This is a genomic window from Bradyrhizobium sp. UFLA06-24 (assembly GCF_054967145.1).
On the sequence record NZ_JADFUE010000004.1, the window covers coordinates 108,137 to 133,828 of the forward strand.

26 protein-coding genes are annotated in these 25,692 nt (G+C 64.8%); 8 read left to right on the plus strand and 18 right to left on the minus strand.

Annotation, left to right across the window (positions count from 1 at the left end; genetic code table 11):
• Nucleotides 1–15: 15 nt before the first annotated feature.
• Entirely contained in the window at nt 16–738 is a 723-nt protein-coding gene (aqpZ, locus tag IF809_RS05700; RefSeq protein ID WP_453982047.1) for an aquaporin Z, read from the minus strand.
• Between the two features lie 256 nt (nt 739–994).
• On the opposite strand from aqpZ, the gene rpsU reads away from it, so the two are divergent.
• Nucleotides 995–1,291 (plus strand): 30S ribosomal protein S21, encoded by a 297-nt coding sequence (gene rpsU, locus IF809_RS05705; RefSeq protein WP_027545547.1) that lies wholly within the window; start codon nt 995–997, stop codon nt 1,289–1,291.
• Nucleotides 1,292–1,411: 120 nt separating this feature from the next.
• Nucleotides 1,412–2,062, plus strand: coding sequence for a tetratricopeptide repeat protein (locus IF809_RS05710; protein ID WP_462837058.1), 651 nt, complete (start codon nt 1,412–1,414; stop codon nt 2,060–2,062).
• A gap of 91 nt (nt 2,063–2,153) precedes the next feature.
• Here the strand turns inward: IF809_RS05710 and IF809_RS05715 are convergent, their stop codons facing one another.
• The 11 genes from IF809_RS05715 to IF809_RS05765 form a co-directional block, all read right to left on the minus strand.
• Entirely contained in the window at nt 2,154–3,098 is a 945-nt protein-coding gene (locus IF809_RS05715; protein WP_462837059.1) for a hypothetical protein, read from the minus strand.
• Between the two features lie 93 nt (nt 3,099–3,191).
• Nucleotides 3,192–3,476: a cupin domain-containing protein gene (locus tag IF809_RS05720; RefSeq protein ID WP_209958831.1), complete on the minus strand. Its 285-nt coding sequence runs from the start codon at nt 3,474–3,476 to the stop codon at nt 3,192–3,194.
• 25 nt (nt 3,477–3,501) lie between these two features.
• Nucleotides 3,502–4,599, minus strand: a complete 1,098-nt coding sequence (locus tag IF809_RS05725) for a calcium:cation antiporter (protein ID WP_128964241.1) — start codon at nt 4,597–4,599, stop codon at nt 3,502–3,504.
• A gap of 60 nt (nt 4,600–4,659) precedes the next feature.
• Nucleotides 4,660–5,460: an alpha/beta hydrolase gene (locus tag IF809_RS05730; protein WP_462837060.1), complete on the minus strand. Its 801-nt coding sequence runs from the start codon at nt 5,458–5,460 to the stop codon at nt 4,660–4,662.
• Nucleotides 5,461–5,522: 62 nt separating this feature from the next.
• Entirely contained in the window at nt 5,523–6,923 is a 1,401-nt protein-coding gene (locus IF809_RS05735) for an NAD(P)(+) transhydrogenase (Re/Si-specific) subunit beta (RefSeq protein ID WP_128964239.1), read from the minus strand.
• A gap of 39 nt (nt 6,924–6,962) precedes the next feature.
• Nucleotides 6,963–7,280 carry a proton-translocating transhydrogenase family protein gene (locus IF809_RS05740; RefSeq protein ID WP_014492434.1) on the minus strand — a complete coding sequence of 106 codons (318 nt, stop codon included), beginning with the start codon at nt 7,278–7,280 and terminating at the stop codon, nt 6,963–6,965.
• 12 nt (nt 7,281–7,292) lie between these two features.
• Nucleotides 7,293–8,420 carry a Re/Si-specific NAD(P)(+) transhydrogenase subunit alpha gene (locus IF809_RS05745; protein WP_453982041.1) on the minus strand — a complete coding sequence of 376 codons (1,128 nt, stop codon included), beginning with the start codon at nt 8,418–8,420 and terminating at the stop codon, nt 7,293–7,295.
• Nucleotides 8,421–8,561: 141 nt separating this feature from the next.
• Nucleotides 8,562–8,714, minus strand: coding sequence for an aa3-type cytochrome c oxidase subunit IV (locus tag IF809_RS05750; RefSeq protein WP_018317799.1), 153 nt, complete (start codon nt 8,712–8,714; stop codon nt 8,562–8,564).
• A 96-nt stretch (nt 8,715–8,810) separates the two neighbouring features.
• Nucleotides 8,811–9,197, minus strand: a complete 387-nt coding sequence (locus IF809_RS05755) for a type II toxin-antitoxin system death-on-curing family toxin (RefSeq protein ID WP_462837061.1) — start codon at nt 9,195–9,197, stop codon at nt 8,811–8,813.
• On the minus strand, nt 9,194–9,460 hold the full coding sequence (locus tag IF809_RS05760; RefSeq protein ID WP_453982039.1) for an AbrB/MazE/SpoVT family DNA-binding domain-containing protein: 267 nt from the start codon (nt 9,458–9,460) through the stop codon (nt 9,194–9,196). The genes IF809_RS05755 and IF809_RS05760 overlap by 4 nt, the downstream gene beginning before the upstream one ends.
• Before the next feature lie 93 nt (nt 9,461–9,553).
• The gene (locus IF809_RS05765; RefSeq protein WP_462837062.1) at nt 9,554–11,449 is read right to left on the minus strand and encodes a M3 family oligoendopeptidase; all 1,896 of its coding nucleotides are present in this window, start codon (nt 11,447–11,449) and stop codon (nt 9,554–9,556) included.
• A 127-nt stretch (nt 11,450–11,576) separates the two neighbouring features.
• Between IF809_RS05765 and IF809_RS05770 the strand changes: the two genes are divergently transcribed.
• The 3 genes from IF809_RS05770 to IF809_RS05780 all read left to right on the plus strand — a co-directional run bounded on the left by IF809_RS05770 (nt 11,577) and on the right by IF809_RS05780 (nt 17,552).
• Nucleotides 11,577–13,073: a sigma-54-dependent transcriptional regulator gene (locus IF809_RS05770; protein ID WP_462837063.1), complete on the plus strand. Its 1,497-nt coding sequence runs from the start codon at nt 11,577–11,579 to the stop codon at nt 13,071–13,073.
• A 348-nt stretch (nt 13,074–13,421) separates the two neighbouring features.
• Entirely contained in the window at nt 13,422–15,677 is a 2,256-nt protein-coding gene (locus IF809_RS05775; RefSeq protein ID WP_462837064.1) for a L,D-transpeptidase family protein, read from the plus strand.
• Between the two features lie 261 nt (nt 15,678–15,938).
• Entirely contained in the window at nt 15,939–17,552 is a 1,614-nt protein-coding gene (locus tag IF809_RS05780) for a peptidoglycan L,D-endopeptidase MepK (protein ID WP_462837065.1), read from the plus strand.
• A gap of 69 nt (nt 17,553–17,621) precedes the next feature.
• Here the strand turns inward: IF809_RS05780 and IF809_RS05785 are convergent, their stop codons facing one another.
• On the minus strand, nt 17,622–17,894 hold the full coding sequence (locus IF809_RS05785) for a DUF2312 domain-containing protein (RefSeq protein ID WP_018641571.1): 273 nt from the start codon (nt 17,892–17,894) through the stop codon (nt 17,622–17,624).
• A 196-nt stretch (nt 17,895–18,090) separates the two neighbouring features.
• Entirely contained in the window at nt 18,091–18,396 is a 306-nt protein-coding gene (locus tag IF809_RS05790) for a DUF1244 domain-containing protein (protein WP_462837066.1), read from the minus strand.
• A gap of 180 nt (nt 18,397–18,576) precedes the next feature.
• Here IF809_RS05790 and IF809_RS05795 point away from each other — a divergent pair, with 180 nt between their 5' ends.
• Nucleotides 18,577–19,182, plus strand: coding sequence for a DUF1036 domain-containing protein (locus IF809_RS05795; RefSeq protein WP_128964230.1), 606 nt, complete (start codon nt 18,577–18,579; stop codon nt 19,180–19,182).
• Entirely contained in the window at nt 19,179–20,615 is a 1,437-nt protein-coding gene (gene pyk, locus IF809_RS05800) for a pyruvate kinase (RefSeq protein ID WP_453982033.1), read from the plus strand. The genes IF809_RS05795 and pyk overlap by 4 nt, the downstream gene beginning before the upstream one ends.
• 151 nt (nt 20,616–20,766) lie before the next feature.
• Here the strand turns inward: pyk and IF809_RS05805 are convergent, their stop codons facing one another.
• Nucleotides 20,767–21,447 (minus strand): TetR/AcrR family transcriptional regulator, encoded by a 681-nt coding sequence (locus tag IF809_RS05805; RefSeq protein ID WP_128969170.1) that lies wholly within the window; start codon nt 21,445–21,447, stop codon nt 20,767–20,769.
• 413 nt (nt 21,448–21,860) lie between these two features.
• Between IF809_RS05805 and IF809_RS05810 the strand changes: the two genes are divergently transcribed.
• Complete coding sequence (locus tag IF809_RS05810) at nt 21,861–23,420, plus strand: glycosyltransferase 87 family protein (RefSeq protein ID WP_164938459.1); 1,560 nt, start codon at nt 21,861–21,863, stop codon at nt 23,418–23,420.
• Between the two features lie 164 nt (nt 23,421–23,584).
• Here the strand turns inward: IF809_RS05810 and IF809_RS05815 are convergent, their stop codons facing one another.
• The 3 genes from IF809_RS05815 to IF809_RS05825 are packed head-to-tail and all read right to left on the minus strand — an operon-like array spanning nt 23,585 to nt 25,673.
• Complete coding sequence (locus IF809_RS05815; RefSeq protein WP_462837067.1) at nt 23,585–24,181, minus strand: c-type cytochrome; 597 nt, start codon at nt 24,179–24,181, stop codon at nt 23,585–23,587.
• 58 nt (nt 24,182–24,239) lie between these two features.
• The gene (locus IF809_RS05820) at nt 24,240–24,863 is read right to left on the minus strand and encodes a c-type cytochrome (protein ID WP_244659249.1); all 624 of its coding nucleotides are present in this window, start codon (nt 24,861–24,863) and stop codon (nt 24,240–24,242) included.
• Nucleotides 24,864–24,896: 33 nt separating this feature from the next.
• A complete protein-coding gene (locus IF809_RS05825; protein WP_128964226.1) occupies nt 24,897–25,673 on the minus strand; it encodes an outer membrane protein in 777 nt (258 codons plus the stop codon).
• Nucleotides 25,674–25,692 lie beyond the last annotated feature (19 nt).

The window sequence follows — 25,692 nt, forward strand, 5'->3', positions numbered from 1 at the left end:
GATCCCCCTTCTCCGCTAAGCCGTCTTCGCGCCCACGACGACGCCAGCGGGCTCCTCGCTGAGCCAGCGATAAATCACCCCGCCCAATGCGCCGCCGATCAAAGGCGCGACCCAGAACAGCCAGAGCTGCGACAGCGCCCAGCCGCCGACGAACAGCGCAGGGCCGGTGCTGCGCGCCGGATTCACCGACGTGTTGGTGACGGGGATGCTGACGAGATGGATCATCACCAGAGCAAGTCCGATCGCGAGCGGCGCGAAGCCTGCGGGCGCGCGGCCATGGGTCGCGCCCATGATGACGAACAGGAACATCATCGTCATCACCACTTCGGTGACGAAGCAGACGATCATGCTGTACTGGCCGGGCGAATGCGCGTCATAGCCGTTGGAGGCAAAGCCCTTGGTGATGTCGAAACCGGGGGCGCCGCTGGCAATCACATAGAGCAGTTCGGCAGCGACGATCGCCCCGCAAACCTGCGCGATCACATAAGGCAGGATCTGGCCGGCCGGAAACCGTCCACCGGCGGCGAGGCCGACCGTGACGGCCGGATTGAGATGGCAGCCGGAGATATGGCCGATCGCATAGGCCATGGTAACGACGCTCAAGCCGAAGGCCAGGGACACGCCGACCAGGCCGATCCCGACCTGCGGAAAGCCGGCCGCAATCACCGCGCTGCCGCAGCCTGCGAATGTGAGCCAGAACGTGCCGATGGCTTCGGCCGCGTATTTCTTCATGTCCATGAGGCGTCTCCCCTGATTGCAAGATTCCGGACAAGGTCCGCTGCGGCCCTTCTTAGCGCCGATTCTCCCAAATCAGGGCCGCAAGGGGGCATTTTCGCCGCATTTAGTGGCTGAACTTGGCCCGAAACCCCGCTTGGCAGGTGGACATCCCAGCTTTTGTCTGATACATCCGCGCCCTCAGGTTAAGGGCTTGCGCGTTTTGCCATCCCCTTTGACTTACCAGAATTCAAATCCGATCCACTGAAGAGGATGCCGCGTGCAGGTTCTCGTTCGCGATAACAATGTCGACCAAGCCCTCAAGGCGCTGAAGAAGAAGATGCAGCGCGAGGGCATTTTCCGCGAGATGAAGCTCCGCGGTCACTACGAGAAGCCCTCCGAGAAGAAGGCCCGCGAAAAGGCCGAAGCCGTGCGCCGCGCGCGCAAGCTGGCCCGCAAGAAGCTGCAGCGCGAAGGCCTGCTGCCGATGAAGCCGAAGCCGGTGTTCGGCGCTGGCCCCGGTGGCGAGCGTGGCGGCCGCGGCGGCCCGGGTGCTGGTCCGCGCGGACCGCGCTGATCTTGCCGACAGTGCAGGACTGAGTTTTTCGATAACGCGGGCTCCTGGCCCGCGTTATTATTTTGTGAGCGGTGCCTTTCTGGGACGGGGCACTACAGATGCGGGACGAGCGAACCGTAGATGACCTCCCCTTTCCCCGAGCCCGGCTTGGTGCGGTGGCGCCGGATCTGGCGTCAGCCGCTCGCGCTGGCCGTGATGGGGATCGCATTGTGCGGCTGCTCCTTCGACCTGGGCTCGCTGATGCCGGAGAAGGAAAAGCCGCAGGAGGCGCCCAAGGCGGCGGCTGCGCCGGATAGCGCAGTCAGCGCCGCCAATGTCACCGAGGCCGAGGCCCACACGGCAAAAGCGCAAGGCCTGGCGAAGTCAGGCGAGACCCAGGCCGCGCTGGACGAGTTCAATCGCGCCGTCGCGCTCGATCCCTATAATGCCCAGGCGCTCTACGGCCGCGCCCTGCTCTACCAGGGCAACAACCAGCACGACTTCGCGATCGCCGATTTCGGTGCCGCCAGCGGCCTCAATCCGCAGAAGGCCGAACCGCTGCTCGGCCGTGCCGTCAGCTATCTCGCCATCGGCAAGGTCAAAGAGGCCGCGGCCGATCTCGACGAGGCTTCCGAAGCCGATCCGCACAACGCTCAGGTCTGGACGACACGGGGACAGGCCTATGAACGGCTGGGCGACAAGACCAAGGCGGCGGCCTCCTACAGCAAGGCCCTCGCATTGCGCCCACGCGATGACGCCGCCCGCAGCGGCCTTGCCCGCGTCGGCGGCTGACGAATTCCTTAAGGTTGGATCTGACGCGTTGGCCTCACGCGAACCGGCATCCCCGGGGGCGAAAGCGCGCCGGGAGAGCGCATCCACCCCCTTAGTCGGGGGTGGCGCCCTTCGGCAGAACCGCATGGAACATCGACTTCATGCCCGACAGCATCTCGTCGGCAACATTGGTCTTGGGGCGTGGCGCGGTCGGGCCGGCATCGGCGCGGAGGTCGAGCGGCGGAGCGATCATCGGCACCGGAATATCGGCCGGCGGCGTCAACCGATTCGGATCGTCGTTGCCGACCGATGCCGTGTAAGACGGATTCGCCTGCGACGGGCCACCATTGCCATAGGCCTCGGGCGCTGGCGTGGACACGTTGATCGGCGGCGGCAACGGACGCACCGTCGAGGGCAGCGCAGTCACGACGCGAGGGGCCTCAGGCGTCCGGGACGCTTCCTGCACCGCAGGCTCCGGCGTCCGCTCGGCGGCCTTGGTCTCGGCCGGCCTGATTTCGGAAGGTCTGGTTTCGGAAGGTCTGGCCTCGGCCGCCTTTTCAGCGGCCTTGCCCTCCGGCGACTTCCGCAGGCGCTCGATGGCAGCCCGCGCGAGATCGTTGGCGTCAGGGGTCGCGGCCGGAGATGCGGCCGCCGGCGCCGAATTGGCCTCAACCACCGGCGCGGCAGCAGGCGCCGCCGGGGTAGACTTGGCAACCGACTTCTCGTGGGCCGGGGTACGCCCGTGCGAAGCGGTCTCGCCGGGCGTCACGTCGGCAGCTTTGGTCTCGGCAGGCTTCTCAGCCGCGGGCTTGTCGGACGCGTTCTTCTCGGAAATGCTCTTCTCGGAGACGCCCTTGGCCTTGACGCCGGGGCCCGGGAGGTTGGCGACGTCGGCAGGCTTGCCGTTCTTGGCGGCATCGGCAGGGGTCACCACCGCGGCTGGCGTATCTGCCGCCGGCTTGGCGTTGATGTAGTGATTAACGATGTAGGCCCCGATGATCGTCGCGAGCACCGAGGGGAAAATATCCATCGAGATTTTAGCGAGGTATTTCAGCATTTCTCGGCCACTCCCCGCGCGATCTGATGCGGGAACTTTGGGGCATTGTAAGGGATCAACTGCGACGGATCGATGGCAAAGTCTACGCGTGCCTCACGGCTTCAGCTCAATCTCAAGGAACACGATCTCGGTTGAGGTTTCGTTAAGTACGTCGTGTTGGACACCCGCCTTCCGGAAGTAGGATTTTCCGGCCGCAAGCTGCGCCTTGGAACGCTCGCCGCCCGGCGCCACGATGGTCATTTCGCCGGCCACGACGGGAACGATCACGTAGTCCATCCCGTGGGTGTGATGCCCGGTCGCGCTGCCGGGGGCGAGCCGCCATTCGGTCACCCGGACCTCTTCGTTATCGACCTGGACTTCGGACCTGGCGGCAAGCATCTGGAACCTCGTTCGGGGAAGCGGTTCAGGGCACGAACACCATGAACGTGTAGACGGCAAATACCACCATATGAACCAGTCCGAACAGCACGTTCGTCCTGCCCGTGCCGAAGGTCAGCATGCTCAGCAAGAATGTCAGGATCAGAAGCGCCGTGTTCTGGGGATTGAGGCCCAGCACCAGCGGCTGGTCGATCACATAGGTGGCGAGCCCGACCGCCGGGATGGTCAGGCCGATGGTGGCCAGCGAGGACCCCAGCGCCAGGTTGATGCTCTTCTGGAGGTCGTTCTTGCGGGCCGCCGTGATCGCGGAAACGCCCTCCGGCATCAGGATCAGGAGCGCGACCAGGAGGCCAGCGAACGCCGGAGGGGCGCCGATCCTGTCGGCGACGGCGTCCACCACCAGCGAGAACTTCTTGGCGAGGAGGACGACGGCCAGGAGCGAGATCAGGAGCAGCGCGATGCTCAGCGCGAGCATCATGCCCGACAGATGGATTCCGCCGCTCTCGCCCTCCGCCCGCTCATGAACGAAATAGTCCTTGTGCAGGACCATCTGGGTGTAGAGGAACACGCCATAGAGCACGATGGTCACGAGGTCGACAAAGCCGAGCTGGAGCGTCGAATAGACCGGCCCCGGCGTCGACAGCGTGTAGTTGGGCATGATCAGCGTCAGCGTCGCGAGCGCAATCAGCACGCTGAGATAGACGTTGGCGCCCGAGACCTGAAAACCCTGCTCGCGGTAGCGGAGTCCGCCGATGAAGACGCAGAGGCCGACGAGGCCGTTGCAGACGATCATCACCACCGCGAAGACCGTGTCGCGCGCAAGCGTCGGCGCGGGCTTGTCGCCCAGCATGATCGTGGTGATCAGCGCGACCTCGATGATGGTCACCGCGAGCGTGAGCAGCAGCGTGCCGAAAGGCTCGCCGATCCGCTCCGCGATCACCTCGGAATGATGCACGGCCGCGAACACGGTGCCGAACAGGATCACCAGCAGGACGATGGCGAACAGGCCCCCGCCGGCCGACAGGGTGAAGCTGTAGCCGCTCACCGCGACGATCAGGAACAGCAGAACCGCCAAGGCAGGAAAGATCCAGGACGACCGCGGCATCGGTCCGTGCGCACTCATGCAGGCGATTCCCTCATTCGACGGACCGATTATGCGCGAGAAGATCGCGCCCGTCAGCCCTCAGGGTCCGTTGATGAAACCTCGCGCGATCTCGACCATGCCGAAATTGCCGAGATCGTCATGCCCGCCCGCAGGAATGCGAACGAACTGCTTCGGCTCGTGCGCCAGCGCGAACAGCTTCTCGCCTGATGCGATCGGGATGGTCTGATCCTGCGCGCCATGCACGATCAGGAGCGGCACTGCGAGACGCGCGATGCGCCGGTCCGAGTGGAGCGGATCGCGGATTAGGAAGCGGACCGGAACGAAGCGGAAATGCGCGGCCGCGACGTCCGCAATCGACGTGTAGGGCGCCTCGAGGATCAGCTTGCCGATCGGATGCTCCGACGCGACGGCAACGGCAACGCCGGTCCCGAGCGAAAATCCCCACACGACGATGCGCTGGGGGTCATAGCGCGCCGCCGCAAATGAATACGCGGCCGCCCCGTCACGCAGCAGGCCGTCTTCGCTCGGCGCGCCACTGGAGCCCGCGTAACCGCGATAGGACAGCGCCACGAGGCCGGTGCCGTCGGCAGTGATCGCCTTGAAACGCCCGGCAAGCCCCGCGAGAAAATCCCCGTTGCCGTGGAAGTACAGCACCACGGCATGGCCGGGCTTGGGCGGGACGTGCCAGACGATGACCCTCTCGCCATCGGACGTGGTCAGGACCTGCTCTTCGGCCTGCGGAAATCCTGCGGCGGCAGGCGCGGTGCGCTCGGTGGTCGGGATCGGAAACAGCAGGCTGCGCTGCTTTGCGAACAGCAGGACGAGCCCGGCGCAATAGCCGGCTGCGAGGATGATGGCGATCCATTTGAGGACTGTCATCGCGGGCCTCGGCGGCAGGCGCACGCCGCCTCAGCGGCGACGTGCAAACGGCGCGGCTCGCGCTACATCGCCTTGACGATGTTCTCGGTGACCTTCTTGGCGTCGCCGAGCAGCATCATGGTGTTGTCGCGGTAGAACAGCGGGTTGTCGATGCCCGCGTAACCCGACGCCAGCGACCGCTTGATGAACATCACCGTGCCGGCCTTCCAGACCTGGAGGACGGGCATGCCGTAAATCGGCGAGGTCTTGTCCTCTTCGGCGGCCGGGTTGGTGACGTCGTTGGCGCCGATCACGAAGGCGATGTCGGCCTGGGCGAACTCGGAATTGATGTCCTCGAGCTCGAACACCTCGTCATAGGGCACGTTGGCTTCGGCGAGCAGCACGTTCATGTGGCCGGGCATGCGGCCCGCGACCGGGTGAATGGCATACTTCACCTCGACGCCTTCCTTCTTCAGCATGTCGGCCATCTCGCGCAGCGCGTGCTGGGCCTGCGCCACCGCCATGCCGTAGCCGGGCACGATGATGACCTTGGAGGCGTTCTTCATGATGAAGGCGGCATCGTCCGCCGAGCCGAGCTTGGCGGGCTTCTGCTCGCCACCTGCTCCGCCGCCGGCCGCCGCGGTCTCGCCGCCGAAGCCGCCGAGGATGACCGAGATGAAGGACCGGTTCATCGCGTGGCACATGATGTAGGACAGGATCGCGCCCGACGAGCCGACCAGCGCGCCGGTGATGATCAGCGCCGAGTTGCCGAGCGTGAAGCCGATGCCGGCCGCAGCCCACCCCGAATAGGAGTTCAGCATCGAGATCACGACCGGCATGTCGGCGCCGCCGATCGGGATGATCATGAGCACGCCGAGGGCCAGCGCCAGGATGACGTTGAGCCAGAAGAACACCGGGCTGCCGGTGATGACGAGGCCGACGATACAGGCGACCAGCGCCACCGCGAGCACGACGTTGATCACGTGGCGAGCCGGCAGGATGATCGGAGCACCGCTCATGCGTGCGGAGAGTTTCAGGAACGCGATCACCGAACCAGTGAAGGTCAGCGCGCCGATGGCGACGCCGAGCGACATTTCGACCAGGCTCTGGGTGTGGATGTTGCCTGGAGTGCCAATGTCGAAGGCTTCGGGCGCGTAGAATGCGCCCGCCGCAACGAGCACCGCGGCCATGCCGACCAGCGAGTGGAAGGCGGCGACGAGTTCCGGCATCGAGGTCATCGGCACGCGGCGGGCGATGACCGCACCGATCGCAGCGCCAATGGCGATGCCGACAATCACCAGCACCCAGGCGAGACCGTCCGCAGGCGGATGGTTGGCCAGCGTGGTGGCGACGGCAATCGCCATGCCGATCATGCCGAGCAGATTGCCCTGGCGCGACGACGCCGGGCTCGAGAGTCCGCGCAGCGACAGGATGAACAGCACCCCCGCCACGAGATACAAGAATGCAGAGAGATTAGCGCTCATCTCAGGTCCCCATTGATCCCATCAGCCCGAGGTGGCCGCTCACTTCGACTTCTTCTTGTACATCGCCAGCATGCGCTGGGTGACAAGGAAGCCGCCGAAGATGTTGATGCAGGCAAAAATCAGCGCGACGAAACCGAAGGCGCGCGCCCAGCCCGAACCGCTCGAGACGTTGGCGACGCCGCCGGCAAGCAGCGCGCCGACCACGATCACCGAGGAGATCGCGTTGGTGACGCTCATCAGCGGGGTGTGCAGCGCCGGGGTCACCGACCACACCACGAAATAGCCGACGAAGACGGCGAGGACGAAAATCGACAGCCGGAAGATGAAGGGGTCGACGACCTGTGCAGCATGCTCCATGACGTGCTCTCCTTACGCCTTCGGCTGGAAGTTCGGATGGATGACCGCGCCGTCCCTGGTCAGCGCGGTGGCCTTGACGAGTTCGTCGTCCCAGTTGACGGCGAGCTTCTTCTCTTTCTTGTCGACCATGGTCTCGATGAAGGAGAACAGATTGCGTGCGTACAGGCTGGAGGCCGACGCCGCGACGCGGCCCGCGACATTGGTGTAGCCGACGATCTTGATGCCATCGAGATCGACGACTTCGCCGGCTTTGGCACCCTCGACATTGCCGCCGCGCTCGACGGCGAGATCGACGAGCACCGAGCCCGGCTTCATCGACTTGACCATCTCGGCACTGACGAGCTTCGGCGCCGGACGGCCCGGGATCAGCGCGGTGGTGATCACGATGTCCTGCTTCTTGATGTGCTCGGCGGTGAGTGCGGCCTGCTTGGCCTGGTACTCTTTCGACATCTCCTTGGCATAGCCGCCGGCGGTCTGGGCGTTCTTGAACTCCTCGTCCTCGACGGCGAGGAATTTCGCACCGAGCGATTCCACCTGCTCCTTGGTGGCAGGGCGAACGTCAGTCGCGGTGACGACGGCGCCGAGGCGACGCGCGGTCGCGATCGCCTGCAGGCCGGCAACGCCGACGCCCATCACGAATACTTTTGCGGCCGGAACCGTACCGGCGGCGGTCATCATCATCGGAAAGGCGCGGCCGAAGGCCTCGGCGCCCTCGATCACGGCGCGGTAGCCGGCGAGGTTGGCCTGCGAGGACAGCACGTCCATCACCTGCGCACGGGTGATGCGCGGCATCAATTCCATCGCGAAGGCGGAGACGCCGGCATCGGCCATCGCCTTCAGCGCAGCCTCGTTGCCGTAGGGATCCATGATGGCGATGACGAGCGCGCCGCGCTTGTACTGCGAGAGCTCGGAGGCCTCGGGACGCTTCACCTTGATGATGATGTCGGCATCTTTGAGCGCATCGGCGCTGACGGTGGCGCCCACCGCGGTGAATTCGGAATCCGGCAGGCCCGACTTGATGCCTGCGCCCGGCTCGATGGCGATCTCGGCACCGAGCGCCTTAAACTTCTTCACCGTATCGGGCGAAGCCGCGACCCGCGGCTCCGACGGATCGATTTCCTTGGCAACGGCGATCTTCATAGGTCCTCCGGCGGCGCGGGACAGCGCACGCACAAAAAAGTAGCGTTACTCCCGCAGCGTTGCATACCGGCTTTGCCGCCGGCTTGTTTGCAAATTTTGTGGGCAGCCGCCGCCGCAAGCGTGGGCAGCCGCCATGTCGATTTAGGTGAGGAAGATCGCCATCAGAATCACGATCAGGGCAACCGACGCGGTGCCGTACTTCACCAGCTTGATGAAGCCCTCGTAGGTCTGCTCGTGCGCAACGTAGTCGTTGCCATCGGCGGTGCTGTACGCAACTTCGCTATGATCTGCCATGGATGTCCCCAGTCGAAAGTCCAATTCTTCGGCTGGGATACCTTAAACATTTGAACAGGGCAACGGCACGGGAGCGTGGTTTTCCCGCAAATCAGGTCATTTGGAATCCAGATTATCGCGGATCCAGCGGACGAGGTTCGGCTCGCTGACTTCCCCGGCGGCGAGGGAGAGGATGATCGCGGCCGCTTCCGCCTCAGGCGCGACGAAGTCGATGCCGTTCACGCCGAGAAACGTATACAGTGCGAGCAGCGAGGTGCGCTTGTTGCCGTCAACGAATGGATGGTTGCGCGCGATGCCGAAAGCATACGCGGCCGCCAATTCGGGCAAATCAGCCGCCTCGTATGACCACTTGTTTTTCGGCCGATCGAGCGCAGAATCGAGCATACCTTCGTCGCGCAGACCGCTTGCACCGCCGTGAATCGCCAGTTGCTCGTCGTGAACCGCAATGATCATTCGACGCGTCAGCCAGAACGGCTCGCTCATTTGGCGAGCTCGGCGAGGGCGTTGTGATAACGCTTCATACCTCGCCGGGCGATTTCCATCGCTTTCTCGAAATCTGGATCATGCGGTGTCAGCAACACGCCGCCGTCTGATTGCTCAACCGGAAAAAGCTTGTCGCCCTCTTTGAGGTTCAGACGCGCAGCGAGCTCCTTCGGCAGGATGACGCCGATCGAATTGCCGATCTTGCGCACCTGAAGCACGGTAGAGTCGCCCTTCAGATCCTTGGGGTCCGCATTCTCGTTCATCACTTCACCTCGTTATACGTTTGTATAACGCCAAGAAGCCGATCGTTCAACAGATGTTTTACGTGGCTGCCCAAAAATAAGGCACGCTGGCCGTCAGCCCATCGCCTCCAGCTCATCGATCATGCCGGCAATGACGCTGAGGCCGCCGTCCCAGAACTTCGGGTCCTTGGCGTCGAGCCCGAATGGGCGCAGCAGCTCGGAATAGTGCTTGGTACCGCCGGCCGCGAGCATGTCGAGATAACGCTCGGCGAACCCTTCGGCCGCGTTCTCGTAGACGGCATAGAGCGAGTTCACGAGGCAATCGCCGAAGGCATAGGCATAGACGTAGAACGGCGAGTGGATGAAGTGCGGGATGTACATCCAATAGTTCTCATACCCTGCCTTGATCTCGATCGCGGGACCTAAGCTCTCTCCCTGGACCGAGAGCCAGAGCTCGCCGAGCCGCGTCGCGGTGAGCTCGCCGTTCTTGCGCTCGGTGTGGACGGCGCGCTCGAACGAATAGAACGCGATCTGCCGCACCACGGTATTGATCATGTCCTCGACCTTGCCCGCGAGCAGCGCCTGGCGCTGCTTGGCGCTCTTGGTCTGCGCCAGCAGCCGCCGGAAGGTCAGCATCTCGCCGAACACGCTGGCGGTCTCGGCAAGCGTCAACGGCGTCGGTGCCATCAGCGCGCCGTTCTTCGCCGCCAGCACCTGGTGGACGCCGTGACCGAGCTCATGCGCGAGCGTCATCACGTCGCGCGGCTTGCCCTGATAGTTCATCAGCACGTAGGGGTGCGCGGACGGGGTGGTCGGATGCGAGAACGCGCCCGGCGCCTTGCCCGGACGCACCGGGGCGTCGATCCAGCGGTCGGTGAAGAAGCGCTCGGCGATGTCGGCCATCTTGGGCGAGAAGCCACGATAGGCCGTCAGCACCATGTTGCGCGCATCGGGCCAGCCGATGACGTCAGTGGCGGCGAAGGGCAGCGGCGCATTGCGGTCCCAATAGGCCAGCCGCTTCTTGCCGAACCACTTCGCCTTCAGCGCGTAATAGCGATGTGACAGTTTTGGATAGGCCGCCCGCACCGAGGCGACCAGCGCGTCCACCACTTCGCGCTCGACGCGGTTGTTGAGATGGCGGGAATCGGCGACATCCTTGAAACCGCGCCAGCGGTCGGAGATGTCCTTGTCCTTGGCGAGCGTGTTGGTGATCAGCGCAAAGGTGCGCTCATTGGCCTTGAAGGTCCTTGCCAGCGCTTCCGCCGCAGCCTTGCGCTTGGCTCCATCGCGGTCCTGCAGGAGATTCAGCGTCGGCTCGATCGCCAATTCCTTGGAGCCGACCTTGAAACGCAGGCTCGAGATGGTCTGGTCGAACAGCCTGTTGAAGGCGGAATAGCCGGTCTGCGCCTTCTCCAGGAACAGCTGCTCGAGCTTGTCGTCGAGCTGATACGGCTTTTCCTTGCGGAGGTCCTCGATCCAGGGACGATAATGCGCAAGCTCGGGCGCTTGCATCGCGCGGGTCAAAAGATCGTCATCGATGCGGTTGAGCTCGAGCGCGAAGAACAAGAGATGCGTCGACGCCGCCGTCAACCGCTCGGAGACATCGCCGTAAAACTTTGAAATCTTGGGGGCCACGCTGTCGCCGGCGTGGATGAGGCCGGCGTAGGAGCCGAGGCGGCCAGCGAGGTCGTCGATCGCCTCATAGCGTCGCACGGCCTCGGCGAGCCATTTTCCGCCATCTTCGTTTGCTGTGCCTGTTGCGAGCTTGCCCTTGTAATCCGTCTCGAACGCGACGCAATCGGCATCCATCTTTTCGAGATCGCGCGCCACTTCCGGCGCATCGATTCCGGAATAGAGATCGGCGAGGTTCCACTCCGGAAGCTTGCCAGTCTTGCTCGCAGGCTTTGCGGAGGGTTTTGCCTTGACGGCAGATTTCTTGGCGACGGACGTCTTGGTGGCTGGCTTGCGAACGGCGGGCCTTTTAAGAGCGGAGCTGGGGCGCGAATTCATCGTGTGGAAAACCTGTGTTCAACAGTCGCGACGGCGGACGGGGGCAGCAAGGCTTAAGAGGGCGTTAATCGGCTTCGGCCAGAGTGACCCGATTCGAGACAGATAGTAGTAGCGTGCGGGGAACACCATGGCTGCCAGTATTTTGATCGCCGACGACGACGCTGTAGCCCGCCGGCTGGTCGAGAACATGGTGCAGAAATGCGGCTATGAGACGATCGTTGTCGAGTCCGGCGACGCCGCGATATCAACCCTCACGGCCCCCGACGCACCAGCGATCGATGGCGTGATCCTCGATCTGGTGATGCCCGGCCTCGACGGCATGGGCGTGCTGGCGAAAATCCGCGAAGCCGGCCTCAGCATCCCCGTGATCGTGCAGACCGCCCATGGCGGCATCGATAACGTCATCTCGGCGATGCGCGCCGGCGCGGCCGACTTCGTGGTCAAGCCGGTCGGAATGGAGCGGCTCCAGGTCTCCTTGCGCAACGCGCTCAACGCCTCCGCGCTCAAGGGCGAACTGCAACGCATCCGTCACAGCCGCGAGGGCAGGCTGACCTTCTCCGACATCATCACGCGTGCCGAAGCCATGGGGCCGGTCATGCGCGCGGCGCAGAAAGCGGCGAACTCCTCGATCCCGGTGCTCATCGAAGGCGAGTCCGGCGTCGGCAAGGAGATGTTCGCACGCGCCATCCACGGCAGCGGCGAGCGCAAGGCAAAGCCGTTCGTCGCGGTCAATTGCGGTGCGATCCCCGACAATCTCGTCGAATCCATCCTGTTCGGCCACGAGAAGGGCGCCTTCACAGGCGCAACCGAGCGGCACACCGGCAAATTCCTGGAAGCTCATGGCGGCACCCTGTTTCTGGACGAGGTCAGCGAGCTGCCGCTGACCGCCCAGGTCAAGCTGCTCCGCGCGCTCCAGGAGGGCGCAGTCGAGTCCGTCGGCGGCCGCAAGCCCGTGAAGGTCGACGTCCGCATCATTTCCGCGACCAACCGCAAGCTGCTGGAGCGGGTCAAGCAGGGTCATTTCCGCGAAGATCTGTTCTATCGCCTTCACGTGCTGCCGCTGACGATCCCTTCGCTCAGGGCCCGGCGCGAGGACATCCCGCATCTGCTCAGGCATTTCCTGGCGCGCTTTGCGGCGGAGGAGAACCGCACGATCTCCGGCGTCTCTGGCGAGGCCGTGGCGCATCTCACCCAGCTCGACTGGCCCGGCAACATCCGCCAGCTCGAAAACGCCGTCTACCGTGCGGTGGTGATGAGCGAGGGCGATCAGCTCGGTCTCGACGATTTCCCGCTTCTCACCTCGCAGCCGCATGCCGCAACGGAAATTCCGACCGCGCCCTTGATGATCGAGCCGATGGCGGCGCCTTCGGTGGTGTCCGGTAATGAAATACCGATCGCGCCGCTACCGCTGGCAGGGTCCCTCTCGATGCTGACCTCGACCGGCGATGTGCGCCCGCTCGAGGACATGGAGAACGAGATCATCCGCTTTGCGATCTCGCATTACCGCGGGCAGATGTCCGAGGTGGCACGTCGCCTCAAGATCGGCAGGTCCACGCTGTATCGCAAACTCGACGAAGCCGGGGTTCCCGGACATGGCGGGAAAAGCGGTGAAGAGACGCACTGAACCTCAAGCGAACGGAGGTTGGCGCGAGGCGACGATGTACCCGCAAGCCGTTGAATTACGGCAGAATTCGGCTGCGACTCAGACCGTGACCTGGAAGTGACAGACACCGGGAAAAGCGCGCGGCGAAGGCGCACAATCCGTTGCAAACGGGCTGTCTTGAAGTCAGTTTGTCGTGAGTTTCCCGGACTAGCGCTAGCTGCCAAAACGGGGCCTGTATATCGTCTGCGTATGAATCGTTGCGTGCAGGCGTTCAACTTCCAAGAGGCCGGCGCGGTTTAGCCGCAAGCTCAATTAGGCGATAACGAAAGCTGTTCCGCGAGGGACAGTTCACCCAAGGGGTGCGACACAATGCGTGACTGTTTGAACCACCGTGCAGGATTTGACCGTGTTTTGGCGACGGTCGCAGCGACCTTCCTCACGGTCTCCGCCGGCTCGGCGCTGGCACAGGATCAGGCGCGCAGCAGCGCCGCCGAGCTCGCGATCGAAGCCGCGATCCCGCGCCCCGAGCCTGCCAACGTCCCGCCCCCGACCGCCTCCGACATCAAGCTCGACACCACCGCGACGCTGCAGGACGCCCCGAAGGACACGGCCACGGAGCCGGTCAAGGCCGAAGCTGCTCCAGCCCCAGTCAAGGTCGAGACCAAGCCGTCCGACGTCGCCGCGACGCCAGCAGCCGACGCGCCCAAGAACGAGCCGGCCAAGAACGAGCCGGTCAAGAGCGAACCGACCAAGAGCGAGACGGCCACCACAGAGCCGGCGAAATCGGAGCCTGCAAAAGCTGAGCCTGCAAAGGCTGACACCGCAGCAGCACCGGCGGCCACTCCCGCAGCTCCTGCGGCAGCAGCAGCGCCGGCCGCCGAGCCGGTGAAAGCCGCGAGCAACGTTCCCGCCGCCGACCAGCCGGTCGCCGACAAGCTCAAGGACATCATCGGCGCCAAGACTTCGCGTCATTTCGAGCGCAAGAACGAGCGCGCCGCCGTCGAGAAATTCTACGGCGCCCGCGACTTCGCTCCAGTCTGGACGCAGGGTGGCGCCCTGACCGCTACGGCCAAGGGCGTGATCGCACGGCTGAAGGATGCGGCCTCCGATGGTCTCAATCCCGCGGATTATCCCGTGCCTGACTTCGCCGCTGCGACGACGCCCGATGCGCTCGCCGATGCCGAGCTGAAGCTCACTGCCAGCATGCTCGACTATGCACGCCAGGCCCAGAGCGGCCGCATGCACTGGTCCCAGGTCAGCGCCGACATCCTCTATCCCGAGCATCCGGTCGATCCGAACGAAGTGCTCGCCAAGGTGACCACGGCAGCCGACGCTTCCGCAGCGCTCGACAGCTACAACCCGCCGCAGAAGCTCTACAAGGAGCTGAAGGCCAAGCTCGCGCAGCTGCGCGGCCAGGGCGACGGCCCGGTGATCGAGATTGCCGACGGCCCGGCGCTGAAATACACGCCCGCCAAGGGCAAGAAGCAGGCCGAGATCGTCGTGCAGGATCCGCGCGTGCCGCAGTTGCGCGCCAAGCTCGGCATCAGCGAGAACGCGAGCGACGATCATTATGACGCGACGGTCGCCGAAGCCGTGCGCAAGTTCCAGGACGGCGCCGAGATGAAAGCGACCGGCGTGCTCGACGACAAGACCGTCAAGGCGCTGAACAGCCCGAAGCGCGACAAGCAGATCGACACCGTGCTTGTGAACATGGAGCGCTGGCGCTGGTTGCCGCGCGACCTCGGCGTGCCCTCGCTGGGCGATGCCTATGTCATCCTCAACATTCCCGACTACACGCTGAAGGTGATGCAGCGCGGCCAGCAGGTCTGGACCACCCGCGTCGTCACCGGCAAGCCGGGCCAGCACGCGACCCCGCTGCTGACCGAGACGATGAAGTACATCACGGTCAACCCGACCTGGAACGTGCCGCCGTCAATCGTCTATGGCGAATATCTGCCGGCGCTGCAGCAGGATCCGACCGTGCTTCAGCGCATGGGCCTGAAGCTGGAGCAGAACCGCGACGGCTCGGTGCACATCTCGCAGCCGCCCGGTGAAGCCAATGCGCTCGGCCGCATCCGCTTCAACTTCCCGAACAAGTTCCTGGTCTATCAGCACGACACACCGGACAAGTACCTGTTCGCCAAGGACGAGCGCGCCTTCAGCCATGGCTGCATGCGCGTGCAATATCCGGATCAGTACGCCTCCGTGCTGCTCAACATCGCCATGCCGAACGAGCACTACACGCCGGAGCGCGTACGCTCCATGTACGGCTCGGGTGAAGTCGACCTGAAATTCCCCACGCCGATTCCGGTCAACATCACCTACCAGACCGCGTTTGTGGACGACGCCGGCAAGCTGCAGTTCCGCAAGGACGTCTATGGCCGCGACGCGACCATGATCAACATCCTGAAGAACGGCCGCGGCAAGGACCTCGAAATGGTCGTCGCGCATTCCCAGCCGAGCTACGCGCGCCCGGCAACGACCCTGCCGAACGGCGTTGCGATCGCCAACAATGGCGGCGGCTCGTCCGGTCTGAACTTCTTCGAGCGGCTGTTCGGGGGTGGGGCGCCGACCCCGCCGCCCGCTCCGGTCGGTCGCCGGACGCAGCGGGTATTCACACGCTAAGCCCTGTCCGGCCAGCTTTAGCAATGAAATCAACGGCCCCCTCCTCTGGACGGGGCCGTTTAACGTTAACCATTCTCCTCCTGAGCCCGGCCACCTCGGCGTTTTTTTGCCACAGTCAACCGTTTAGGATTGTAGTCTGACTTGGTTTGGGGGCGGGAAGGTCAACCTCGAATTAACCTTCTCGCTTTAAGAAAGCGTTCATCCTCTTTCGCGCGCTAACGGGGTTGGCGGGAGAGTTCATTTTGAACGCTCGTCGACTGGGTGGGCTCATACGTGCTGGCTGGTTTCGCACGCCAATTCGCTGCGTTGTCGTTGTCCCATGCGGGAGTGAAGGTCGGATCTCGGATCGGCCTTGCTTCCGCATTGCTGCTGGCTGCCGCAGGTTCAGTCCATAACGCCGCCGCGCTGAACGAGACCAAGACGCTCTCGTTCCACCACACCCATTCCGGCGAAGACCTCACCGTCACCTTCAAGCGTGATGGCCGTTACGACGACGCCGCGCTGAAGCAGCTCAATCACTTCCTGCGCGACTGGCGGACCCAGGACGAAACGGTGATGGACCGTCACCTGTTCGACATTCTCTGGGAAGTCTATCGCGACGTCGACGGCAAGCAGCCGATCCAGATCATCTCCTCCTATCGTTCCCCCGCCACCAACGCCATGCTCCGCCGCCGCTCCGCCCATACAGGCGTGGCGCGCTTCAGTCAGCACATGCTCGGCCATGCGATGGATTTCTACATTCCGGGCGTGCCGCTGGAGCAGATCCGCTTCGCGGGCTTGCGCCTCCAGCGCGGCGGCGTCGGCTTCTATCCGACCTCGGGTTCGCCGTTTGTACATCTCGACACCGGCAACGTCCGGCACTGGCCGCGCATGACGCATGACCAGCTCGTCCGCGTGTTCCCCGACGAACGCACGGTCCATATCCCGACCGATGGCGTACCGCTGAAAGGCTATGAGCTCGCGAAGGCGGATATCGAGCGGCGCAGCGATGGCGATGGCGCCAGTAAGCCGGGCTTCTTCGCCGCCTTGTTCAAGGGCAAGTCGGCTTCGGCAGCCGCCAGTGACGAGGATGACGAGGGCGCACCCGCCCCGGCCGCCAAGCCCGCTGCGCCCAGTATGGTTGCCGCCGCCGTCAAGTCCGCCGATCCGGTGCCGACGCCCCGCGCCAAGCCGCAGATCGCCTCGGCGCTCCAGCTCGCCTCCGCCGACGCGCAGCTCGCCGCGCCGCCAAAGCCGAAGCAGGCGCCTGTGGCCGACAAGCCGGCGCCCGGCAAGCCCGAGACCCCCTCCGACATCATCAATGCCCGCGGCTTCTGGGATGATATTCCGTCCGCGCCGCAGCAGGCGACGCCGGCCCAGGTCGCCGCGTTGAAGGCGCGCCAGGCGCTTGCCGCGGCCGCCGATCCGCAACCGACCGCGAGCGTCTCCAACGCAGCGCTCGAGGCGCTGGCTTTCGCGCCGGCCGCCTCACCGGATCGCACCAAAGTCGTCGCCGCCTCCGCGCCGATTCCACGCACGGCGCGCCCGGCCACCGCGCGCAATCAGGCGCCCGCCGCTGAGATCAACACCGTCGTCGGCAAGAGCACCGACGGCATGATCTCAACTGCAACCCGGCTGTCCGCTGCCAAGGGCGAGAGCATCTGGCTCAAGATCGTGATGCTGTCGCCGAGCGCCAGCCGCGCGATGTCGGTCACGCTGATGGGCGAGCTCGATATGGTGGCGTTGCGCGGCTATTTCGTGAAGCCGCAGACCGTGGTCGCCATGGGCTTTACCGACGATCCCATGCAGGGCCTGTCCTGCGACAGCTTCTCAGGCAGCGCGACCGCCAAGATCGAGACGACCTCGTTCGTCATGCGCACGGCCGCGTTGCGCTGACGCTTCGGCATTTCGCTGCTTCGGAGATTGCCTGGTCGTCCTGGCGCAAAGCGAGGACGACCATTCGCCTCAGAGCATCCCCAGCGCCTGCATATAGGTCTCGAGAATCGTCTCGGCCTCGGCCCGCTCGTTGGGATCCTGCTTGCGCAGGCGCACGATGGTGCGCAGCGCCTTGACGTCGTAGCCGTTGCCCTTGCTCTCGGCATAAACGTCACGGATGTCGTCGGAGATCGCCTTCTTCTCTTCCTCCAGCCGCTCGATGCGCTCGATGATGGATTTGAGCTGGTCCTTGGCAAATTTCGTCGCGGGCTCGTCGTCGCGGACGGCGGCGGAGGTGGCCATCTTGGTACTCCCAATGGAACTGGCAAAACGAGGTGACGCCGGCATCCTCACCGCGCGTGCTGGCAGAACTGTTAGGGTTCGTGCCGGCCACGTTCAAGCAAGCATCACGCTCGTCCACAGCGCGCCCACATCTTCCTGCGGGCGTACAAAGAAAGCTGTTGTGTGGTGCGACTCAGCGCCGGCTTCGGACAGTCCCTCAGTGATTGTGAGGATGCACTTTCTTCATCGCCTCAAGCTGCTCGGGCGTGGCCGTGCCCTGATACTTCGATTTCCAGGTCTCGTAGGGCATGCCGTAGACGGCCTCCCGGCTCTCATCCTTGCTCAGGGGCACGCCTTGGGCGTCGGCCGCGTCCTTGAGCCAGTTGGACAGGCAATTGCGACAGAAGCCGGCCAGATTCATCAGGTCGATGTTCTGGACGTCGGTCCGCGTCCTCAGATGATCGACCAGGAGCCGGAAAGCGGCCGCCTCGAGCTCCGTTCTGGTTTTGTCGTCGATTGCCATGGCTGGACCTCTCAGCTGTCTCGCGTTCCGACCTTGATGGTGGTCACCCTTACGGGATCAGGTGGGGTTCTGTCACAGATTTTGCCATATCGCGGCGCAAACGGCCGCTGAGACGGCACAGGGGGCATTTCCCCCGGCCCTACGCCAAATCGTCAATCATCTGGTATACGTTCCGCGACAATGATCGCCGAATCTTCCCCCTTCCCCCTTCGACTGCTCGCCCGGTTGGTCCCGGTGCTGGCGGTTGCTCTCATGTGCTTCTGGGCAAGTCCGGCTTCGGCCGACTTCCGGCTTTGCAACAACACATCCAGCCGGGTCGGCATCGCGCTCGGCTACAAGGACGCCGACGGCTGGACCACCGAGGGCTGGTGGAACATCTCGTCCCGCTCCTGCGAGACCCTGCTCAGGGGAACGCTGGTCGCCCGCTACTATTACATCTACGCAATCGACTATGACCGCGGCGGCGAATGGTCGGGGCAGGCCTATATGTGCTCGCGCGACAAGGAATTCACCATCCGCGGCACCGAGGACTGCCTGGCGCGCGGCTACGACCGGACCGGCTATTTCGAGGTCGACACCGGCGAGCAGCGGGCATGGACGGTGCAACTCACCGATGCCAACGAGCAGCCCTCGCAGCCGCGCGTCCCCGGCATGCCCGGCCCTGTGGGCCCTGGTGGCGGCGTTCCGGGTTTGCCCAATAGCCCGCCCGGTGCTACGCCCCCGGGCTCGCCCGGCCTGCCACCGGCCGCCGCCCCGCCCTCGCCCCCGCCTGGAAATAAGCCATGAGGCGTCTTCGCCGTATCAAGATTCTCGCGACCCTGGGTCCCGCCTCTTCAGACCTCGCGATGATCCGCCGCCTGTTCGAGGCTGGCGCCGACGTGTTCCGCATCAATATGAGCCACACCCCGCATGACAAGATGCGGGAGCTGGTGGCGACCATCCGCAATGTCGAATCGAGCTACGGCCGGCCGATCGGCATCCTTGTCGATCTCCAGGGCCCGAAGCTCAGGCTGGGTGCCTTCGCCGAAGGCTCGGTGCAGCTCCAGAACGGCCAGACCTTCACGCTCGATTCCGACAAGACGCCGGGCGATGCCAATCGCGTCAATCTTCCGCATCCGGAGATCCTGGCTGCGCTGCGGCCCGGTCACGCGCTGCTGCTCGACGACGGCAAGGTGCGGCTGATCGCGGAGGAGACCTCGAAGGAGCACGCGGTGACGCGTGTCGTGGTCGGCGGCAAGATGAGCGACCGCAAGGGCGTCAGCCTGCCGGATACCGACCTGCCGGTCTCGGCGATGACGCCGAAGGACCGCGCCGACCTCGAGGCAGCGCTCGTCACCGGCGTCGACTGGATCGCGCTGTCCTTCGTGCAGCGCGCTGACGACGTGCTCGAAGCCAAGAAGATGATCCGCGGGCGCGCCGCCGTGATGGCCAAGATCGAGAAGCCGCAGGCGATCGACCGCCTCGCCGACATCATCGATGCCTCCGATGCGCTGATGGTGGCGCGCGGCGACCTCGGCGTCGAGCTGCCGCTGGAGCGCGTGCCGAGCCTTCAAAAGCAAATGACGCGCATGGCGCGCCGCGCCGGCAAGCCGGTCGTGGTCGCGACGCAAATGCTGGAGTCGATGATCCAGTCTCCGGTGCCGACCCGTGCCGAAGTCTCCGACGTCGCCACTGCCGTCTATGAAGGCGCCGACGCCATCATGCTGTCGGCGGAATCGGCCGCCGGCAAATTCCCGGTCGAAGCGGTCTCGACCATGAACCGCATCGGCGAGGAGGTCGAGCGCGACCCGACTTACCGGTCGGTGATCACGGCGCAGCGCCCCGCGCCGGAATCGACCGCAGGCGACGCCATCGCCGACGCCGCGCGGCAGATCGCCGAGACGCTCGACCTGCCCGCTTTGATCTGCTGGACCTCATCCGGCTCGACCGCGACGCGCGTCGCGCGGGAGCGGCCGAAGCCGCCGATCGTGGCGATCACGCCGAACATCACCGCCGGACGCCGGCTCGCGGCGGTCTGGGGCGTGCATTGCGTGGTGGCGGAGGATGCGCGCGACCAGGACGACATGGTGAACCGCGCCGGCCAGATCGCGTTCCGCGACGGCTTTGTCCGCGCCGGCCAGCGCGTCATCATCGTCGCCGGCGTGCCGCTCGGCATCCCCGGCACCACCAACATGGTGCGCATCGCCTCGGTCGGCCCCGAGGGCGACGCGAATATGTGAGGCGGCGGACCCGTCCCCGACACAAAACGCGAAAACAACCCCATGCACAGTAGCCGGCCGAACCGGCTGCTTTGCGCGGCGTTTTCGAAAAGATGTGCTCAGGCAGAGACCTGAGCGCGGTCAGGCCACCGCTCCCATCAGCAGCGGCACTTCAAGCCCCGACCAGCGCCTTGGTCGTCGGCAGCAGCGTCTGCTGCACCACGAGGCCGCGGGCGCGGGCGTCCATGACGCCGACGGCGCGGAGCGCCAGCAGCGTCACGGTCTGGACAGCGTCGCGCATCTTCACGGGATCTTCGAGATTGTCGGGTGCGAGCGGGCCGACCAGCGCCTCATGCAGCGCGCCTAGCAGGGCGGTGGCAGCGAGCGCCGTGTCCTGCGCCGGCAGATGGCCGGCGCGCACCGCAGCGTCGATCCGCGAGGCGAGCTCGCCGGCGATCTCGCGGCGGCTGGCGAGGCGCGAAGCGCTGACGTCGACATCGACGGGCTCGGCCAGGATGCCCCAGGCGAGGCGCCGCTGCGACAGGGTGTGGACCGCCACCGTCGTCACGGCCGCCGCCAGTGCCGAGGACGGCCCCGGCGCGGCATCGGCCGCCCGCCTGATCGCCGCGAGCTCGTCGCGGGAGACCTCGGCAATCAGTTCGGAGATCAATTCGGCCTTGGAGGGGAAGTAGCGATAGACGGTGCCGGCCGCCACATTGGCCCTGACCGCAACCGGCGCGATCTGCACCGCTGCCATGCCGCCTTCGGCTGCGGCTTCCCGTGCCGCCGCCAGGATGGCGCTGCGCCGAGCCGCAAGGCGCTTCACCACTTGATGCGTCCGCCGATAGACCATGGCGCGCTTCCTGTCCCACACGCCGCCCGCACGCCCTGCGGCCGAACGCTTCGTCACTGATATCGTTGCAAATCGCCCCAAGGACTGAACAACTATTCAGGAGAGATGACAAGAAGCAAATGCGTGATGCTCCGCGCGCGTCAACGGACGTCGGAATTCCTCGCGAGGGACACGCCAGCCAAACGGTTCCTGCATCGATTCATGCAACCTTAACTGGCTGGACATAGTCCTTACGGACATCAACCGGAATTCCGGAATTCGGCCATGCGCCCCACGAGCCTGCCTTCCGCGTCGCATCACCTTGCCGAAGACGGGTTACGCACCTCAAGCGTGGCGCGTTGATGCTGCAACGTACGCCAACCGCTGCTGACTTGCCCGACGCCATGCCGGGGGCCGGAGGCCTGCGACGAGGGATGACGCGCCTGCGCAGCAAAGCACTGGCGCCTGTCGCCATCGTCGTCTGCTCGATGCTGCTGGGGGCGCTCTACACGCTCGCGATGGGCGAGGACGTCAACTGGGATTGGCAGAACTATCACGAATACAATGTCTGGGCCGTGCTCAACGGCCGCTATGCCATCGATGCCGTCCCGCCGGGCTTTCAGACCTACTTCAATCCGATCGTCTATTTTCCGGTTTATTATCTTCGCCATTTCCTGCCGTCGCCATATGGGCTGATGATCCTTGGCGCAGTTCACGGGCTCAACCTCGCGCTGATCTGCCTGTTTGCGCGCCTGGTGTTGCGCGAGGCGGCCAGCGTCGCGGTGATCGCGGCGGCGGTTGTGATCGCGGCTTTCGGCCCAATGACGCTTTCGGAAGTCGGCACGAGCTTTTCCGACGTGCTGCTGGCATTGCCCGTGATCGGCGGCTTCCTTCTGATCCTGGTGGCGGATCGCCGGCCCGCAGCCTGCTGTCTGCTGGCGGGATTGCTGATCGGCGCCGCGGTCGGGCTGAAGCTGACCAATGTCGTCTACGCAGTCGGCGCCGCCGCGGGCGTGCTCGCTGCCGCGCGGCCACTTCGCGCGACGACCCTTCTTGCGATTGGCGGGATCCTCGGCGCGACGCTCGCCGGCGGCGAATGGTGCCTGATCACCTGGCGCGACACCGGCAATCCGATCTTCCCGCTGTTCAATGCGGTGTTCCAGTCACGCGAAGTGGCGGCCGTCAATCTGATGGACGCGCAGTTCATGCCGCATGGACTGCTCGACGCGCTCGCCTATCCCTTCTACTGGCTGGTCGGCGACCACAGAGGCGCGGAGCATCCGTTCCGCGACGCACGGTTCGCGATCGTGACGGTGCTGTTCGTGCTCGCCCTGACGGTGCGCATGATCCGCGATAGCGCGATCCTCACACGGCGTGACGTGCAGCTCGTGGTGATGTTTACCGTCTCATACCTGGCGTGGCTCGGCCTGTTTGCAATCCAGCGCTACGCGGTCGTTCTGGAATTGTTGTGCGCCCCCCTCATCGTTGTGCTGCTCGCACGCCTCGCTGCGAGTGCTGGCCTGACATGGCCCGCGACGTCCTCGCTTCCGCTGAACGTACTGACGTTGACGGTTGCAGCGGGAATCGCATTGTGGTCGCAGCCTGCGGATTGGTGGCATCGCCCCTGGTCCGAAACCTACCGACCGAAAATTGCAGCTGAGCTCGCGCAGCCCGCGACCTATTTCATCCTCGGCAAGCCGCTCGCTTACATCGCGCCGCAGCTCCCCTCGCAGTCGCGCTTCTACCAGCTCGCCGATATCGGCGTGCCCATCATCCCCGGCGGCATCTTCGACCAGCGCATCCGCGCGGGGTTGCAGGCTCCCCTGCCCGGCGGCGTCCGCGAATTGCACATGCGCGGCGAATCCGACCGCAGCGCGCTGCTGGAGCGCTACGGGCTCGCCATCGACCGCTCCCGGCCCTGCGTCAGCATCGAGGGCGCCCGCCCCCGCACCGTGCTCGAAAGCTGTCCGCTGATCGAGCGGACCGCGCGTTAGAACTGGACTCCCGAGGCGGTGTTGCCGACAGCCGGGCGGAAAATATCTGCTCGCAGAAAATGCTTGGCATCACAGCGGCTTGTGACCGGAACGGGCCATCGGCGATACACCCGGCCGCTCCGAGCGGGCAGGCTGACGTCCAGAATTGCTGTCTCGATTGACGGCTATCTGACGAAGCTGAGATACGAGGCCAGGGCCTCGATCTCGTTCGGGCCGAGGGAGCGCGCAACGACAGGCATGGGCGTTCCCATGCCCGAATGATATCCTTGGCCCCACTGCTCGAGCCGTGCCTTGACATAGAAATAGGCAAGGCCGCCGAGGCGGGGAATCTCCCGCACGCCTTCGGCGTTCGGGCCGTGACAGGCGTAACAGGACGCGATGTTGGCTTCGGGAATGCCCTCCATGTAGATGGCCTTTCCCTTCGCCATCAGATTGCGGTCGCCGTTATTGGCGGGCCTTGGCGGAATGGTTGCGAAGTAAGCCGCAAGATCGCGCGCATCGCGGGAATCGAGCGCTGCGACGGCTCCCCACATGTACTGTTTCGAGAAGGGATTATCCCGGCTGTGATCGCGGAAGCTCCGCATCTGGCTTTCGAGATAGGCCGGACGTTGCCCGGCTAGTCTTGGGGCCACCGTGTAGCCCTGCGCCGACGTCCCATGACACCAGGTGCAGTTGCGGACGCTGGCACCGTCCCACGCCATTGCGGGGCCCATGCAAGCCAGCATTGCGAGCAGCGCTGTCTTTAGTCCGATGCGCTTCATGACCTCTCGCCCCTGCGCAATGTGGTCCGCCCGCTCTGCATGTCCGGACTCGCGCGTCTCATTGCATGTAGCTCACATAGGCAGCCACCGCTTCGACCTGAGACCGCGCCAGGTTATGCGACGTCGGCGCCATGATCGCCGAGGTGTCGGTCGCCGACCCACGCGTTTTCGTCCAGCCGGCGAGCTGACCCACGGTGTACTCATAGAGCTGCCCGGCCAGCCGAGGAATTTCGTTCTGCCCTTTGCCGTCGCTGCCATGGCAGGCAGCACAGGCCGGCACGTTGGAATCGGGAAGACCTTCCTCGTAGATGCGCTTGCCGACGGCCAACGACCCCCTCGGTGCGCCGCCAATCGGTTTTGGATCGAGGTTTTTCAGGTGAGTTGCAAGCGAGGCGATCATCGCCGAGCTCAGCCCATGGGCAGCATTGGCCATGACGGGATTGGTACGCCGGTGCTCGAGGAAAGCGCGAAGCTGGTTCTCGAGATATTGCGGCTGCTGTCCCGCCAGTCGCGGCATCGGAAACCAGCCGCGATAGCCTTGCGCCGACAGTCCGTGGCAGGTCTTGCAATATTCGATCTTGGCTTCGAAGCCGCTCCTGTCCTGCGCGTGAGAAGCGGCGGAGCCGACCACCGTCAGGGCCATGGCGCACAGCACCGCACGCAGGCGACCAACGCGCCGCAACGATGACCGCCCTGGTCCAGAGGCCGGGAGCATCTATTGTCCCGCCCACATGTGGAAGTTCACCCCGACCTTCACGACCTGGATCGACTGCCTGACGCTCACCGGCCCCTGGAAGACGTTGGCTTGATCGGCAAAGGTCGAGGTCCGGGTACCGAACCCGTAGTAGTCGTATTCGAAATTGGCCGACCAGTGACGGTCGAAGGCCCAGTCGACGCCCGCGCCGGCGGTCCAGCCCCAGCGGTCCTCCAGCCCCCTGAAATCGAACGGCACGCCGGTGAACGTGCCGCTGACCTCGTATTTGTCACCGGCCATCGCCGCGCCGGCCTTGCCATAGAGCAGGATGTTGTCGAAGGCATAGCCGATGCGGCCGGTCACGCTGGTCAGAAACTCGGTTTTCGCGTCCACGACCGCGGTCTCACCGGGATTGCCGAGCGGGAGGGCGACAGACCTGTTGCTCCTCAGCGTTGCACCGGCGGCATCACCCTGAATGCCGATGACGACCGGGGAGGAAGCAAACTGATAGTCGCAGCCGCCCTGGCCGCCAATGACGGCACCGCGCGGCGCCGGGCTGACCGTGGTGACATCAACCGTGGAGCCGAGACCATTGAAGGAATCCTGCACGAGCTGCACGGGATCAGTGATGTCCTTCTTCGCAAAGCCCGCCCCAACATGGACGCCGATATAGCAGCCCGTCCAGTTGAAGGGTGCCGCGACCGGAAGCGGGGCCTTCACGGCCAGATCGGCGGCAGACGCCGATCCTGCCAGCGCGACTGCGAAGGCTGCAAGATGAGCGGAAAGCAGTTTCTTCATCTGACAATCTCCTTTGCGG

Bases quoted from the DNA above. Each gene is read 5' to 3' on its own strand.
- IF809_RS05755 (WP_462837061.1), bottom strand. From the start codon at position 9,197: ATGAGCGAGCCGTTCTGGCTGACGCGTCGAATGATCATTGCGGTTCAC.
- IF809_RS05805 (WP_128969170.1), bottom strand. From the start codon at position 21,447: ATGGTCTATCGGCGGACGCATCAAGTGGTGAAGCGCCTTGCGGCTCGG.
- IF809_RS05810 (WP_164938459.1), top strand. From the start codon at position 21,861: ATGACGCGCCTGCGCAGCAAAGCACTGGCGCCTGTCGCCATCGTCGTC.
- IF809_RS05715 (WP_462837059.1), bottom strand. From the start codon at position 3,098: ATGCTGAAATACCTCGCTAAAATCTCGATGGATATTTTCCCCTCGGTG.
- IF809_RS05770 (WP_462837063.1), top strand. From the start codon at position 11,577: ATGGCTGCCAGTATTTTGATCGCCGACGACGACGCTGTAGCCCGCCGG.
- IF809_RS05765 (WP_462837062.1), bottom strand. From the start codon at position 11,449: ATGAATTCGCGCCCCAGCTCCGCTCTTAAAAGGCCCGCCGTTCGCAAG.
- IF809_RS05740 (WP_014492434.1), bottom strand. From the start codon at position 7,280: ATGGAGCATGCTGCACAGGTCGTCGACCCCTTCATCTTCCGGCTGTCG.
- IF809_RS05785 (WP_018641571.1), bottom strand. From the start codon at position 17,894: ATGGCCACCTCCGCCGCCGTCCGCGACGACGAGCCCGCGACGAAATTT.
- IF809_RS05795 (WP_128964230.1), top strand. From the start codon at position 18,577: ATGATCGCCGAATCTTCCCCCTTCCCCCTTCGACTGCTCGCCCGGTTG.
- IF809_RS05775 (WP_462837064.1), top strand. From the start codon at position 13,422: ATGCGTGACTGTTTGAACCACCGTGCAGGATTTGACCGTGTTTTGGCG.
- pyk (WP_453982033.1), top strand. From the start codon at position 19,179: ATGAGGCGTCTTCGCCGTATCAAGATTCTCGCGACCCTGGGTCCCGCC.
- IF809_RS05735 (WP_128964239.1), bottom strand. From the start codon at position 6,923: ATGAGCGCTAATCTCTCTGCATTCTTGTATCTCGTGGCGGGGGTGCTG.
- IF809_RS05790 (WP_462837066.1), bottom strand. From the start codon at position 18,396: ATGGCAATCGACGACAAAACCAGAACGGAGCTCGAGGCGGCCGCTTTC.
- IF809_RS05745 (WP_453982041.1), bottom strand. From the start codon at position 8,420: ATGAAGATCGCCGTTGCCAAGGAAATCGATCCGTCGGAGCCGCGGGTC.
- IF809_RS05710 (WP_462837058.1), top strand. From the start codon at position 1,412: ATGACCTCCCCTTTCCCCGAGCCCGGCTTGGTGCGGTGGCGCCGGATC.
- aqpZ (WP_453982047.1), bottom strand. From the start codon at position 738: ATGGACATGAAGAAATACGCGGCCGAAGCCATCGGCACGTTCTGGCTC.
- IF809_RS05750 (WP_018317799.1), bottom strand. From the start codon at position 8,714: ATGGCAGATCATAGCGAAGTTGCGTACAGCACCGCCGATGGCAACGAC.
- IF809_RS05760 (WP_453982039.1), bottom strand. From the start codon at position 9,460: ATGAACGAGAATGCGGACCCCAAGGATCTGAAGGGCGACTCTACCGTG.
- IF809_RS05815 (WP_462837067.1), bottom strand. From the start codon at position 24,181: ATGAAGCGCATCGGACTAAAGACAGCGCTGCTCGCAATGCTGGCTTGC.
- IF809_RS05730 (WP_462837060.1), bottom strand. From the start codon at position 5,460: ATGACAGTCCTCAAATGGATCGCCATCATCCTCGCAGCCGGCTATTGC.
- IF809_RS05725 (WP_128964241.1), bottom strand. From the start codon at position 4,599: ATGAGTGCGCACGGACCGATGCCGCGGTCGTCCTGGATCTTTCCTGCC.
- IF809_RS05720 (WP_209958831.1), bottom strand. From the start codon at position 3,476: ATGCTTGCCGCCAGGTCCGAAGTCCAGGTCGATAACGAAGAGGTCCGG.
- IF809_RS05825 (WP_128964226.1), bottom strand. From the start codon at position 25,673: ATGAAGAAACTGCTTTCCGCTCATCTTGCAGCCTTCGCAGTCGCGCTG.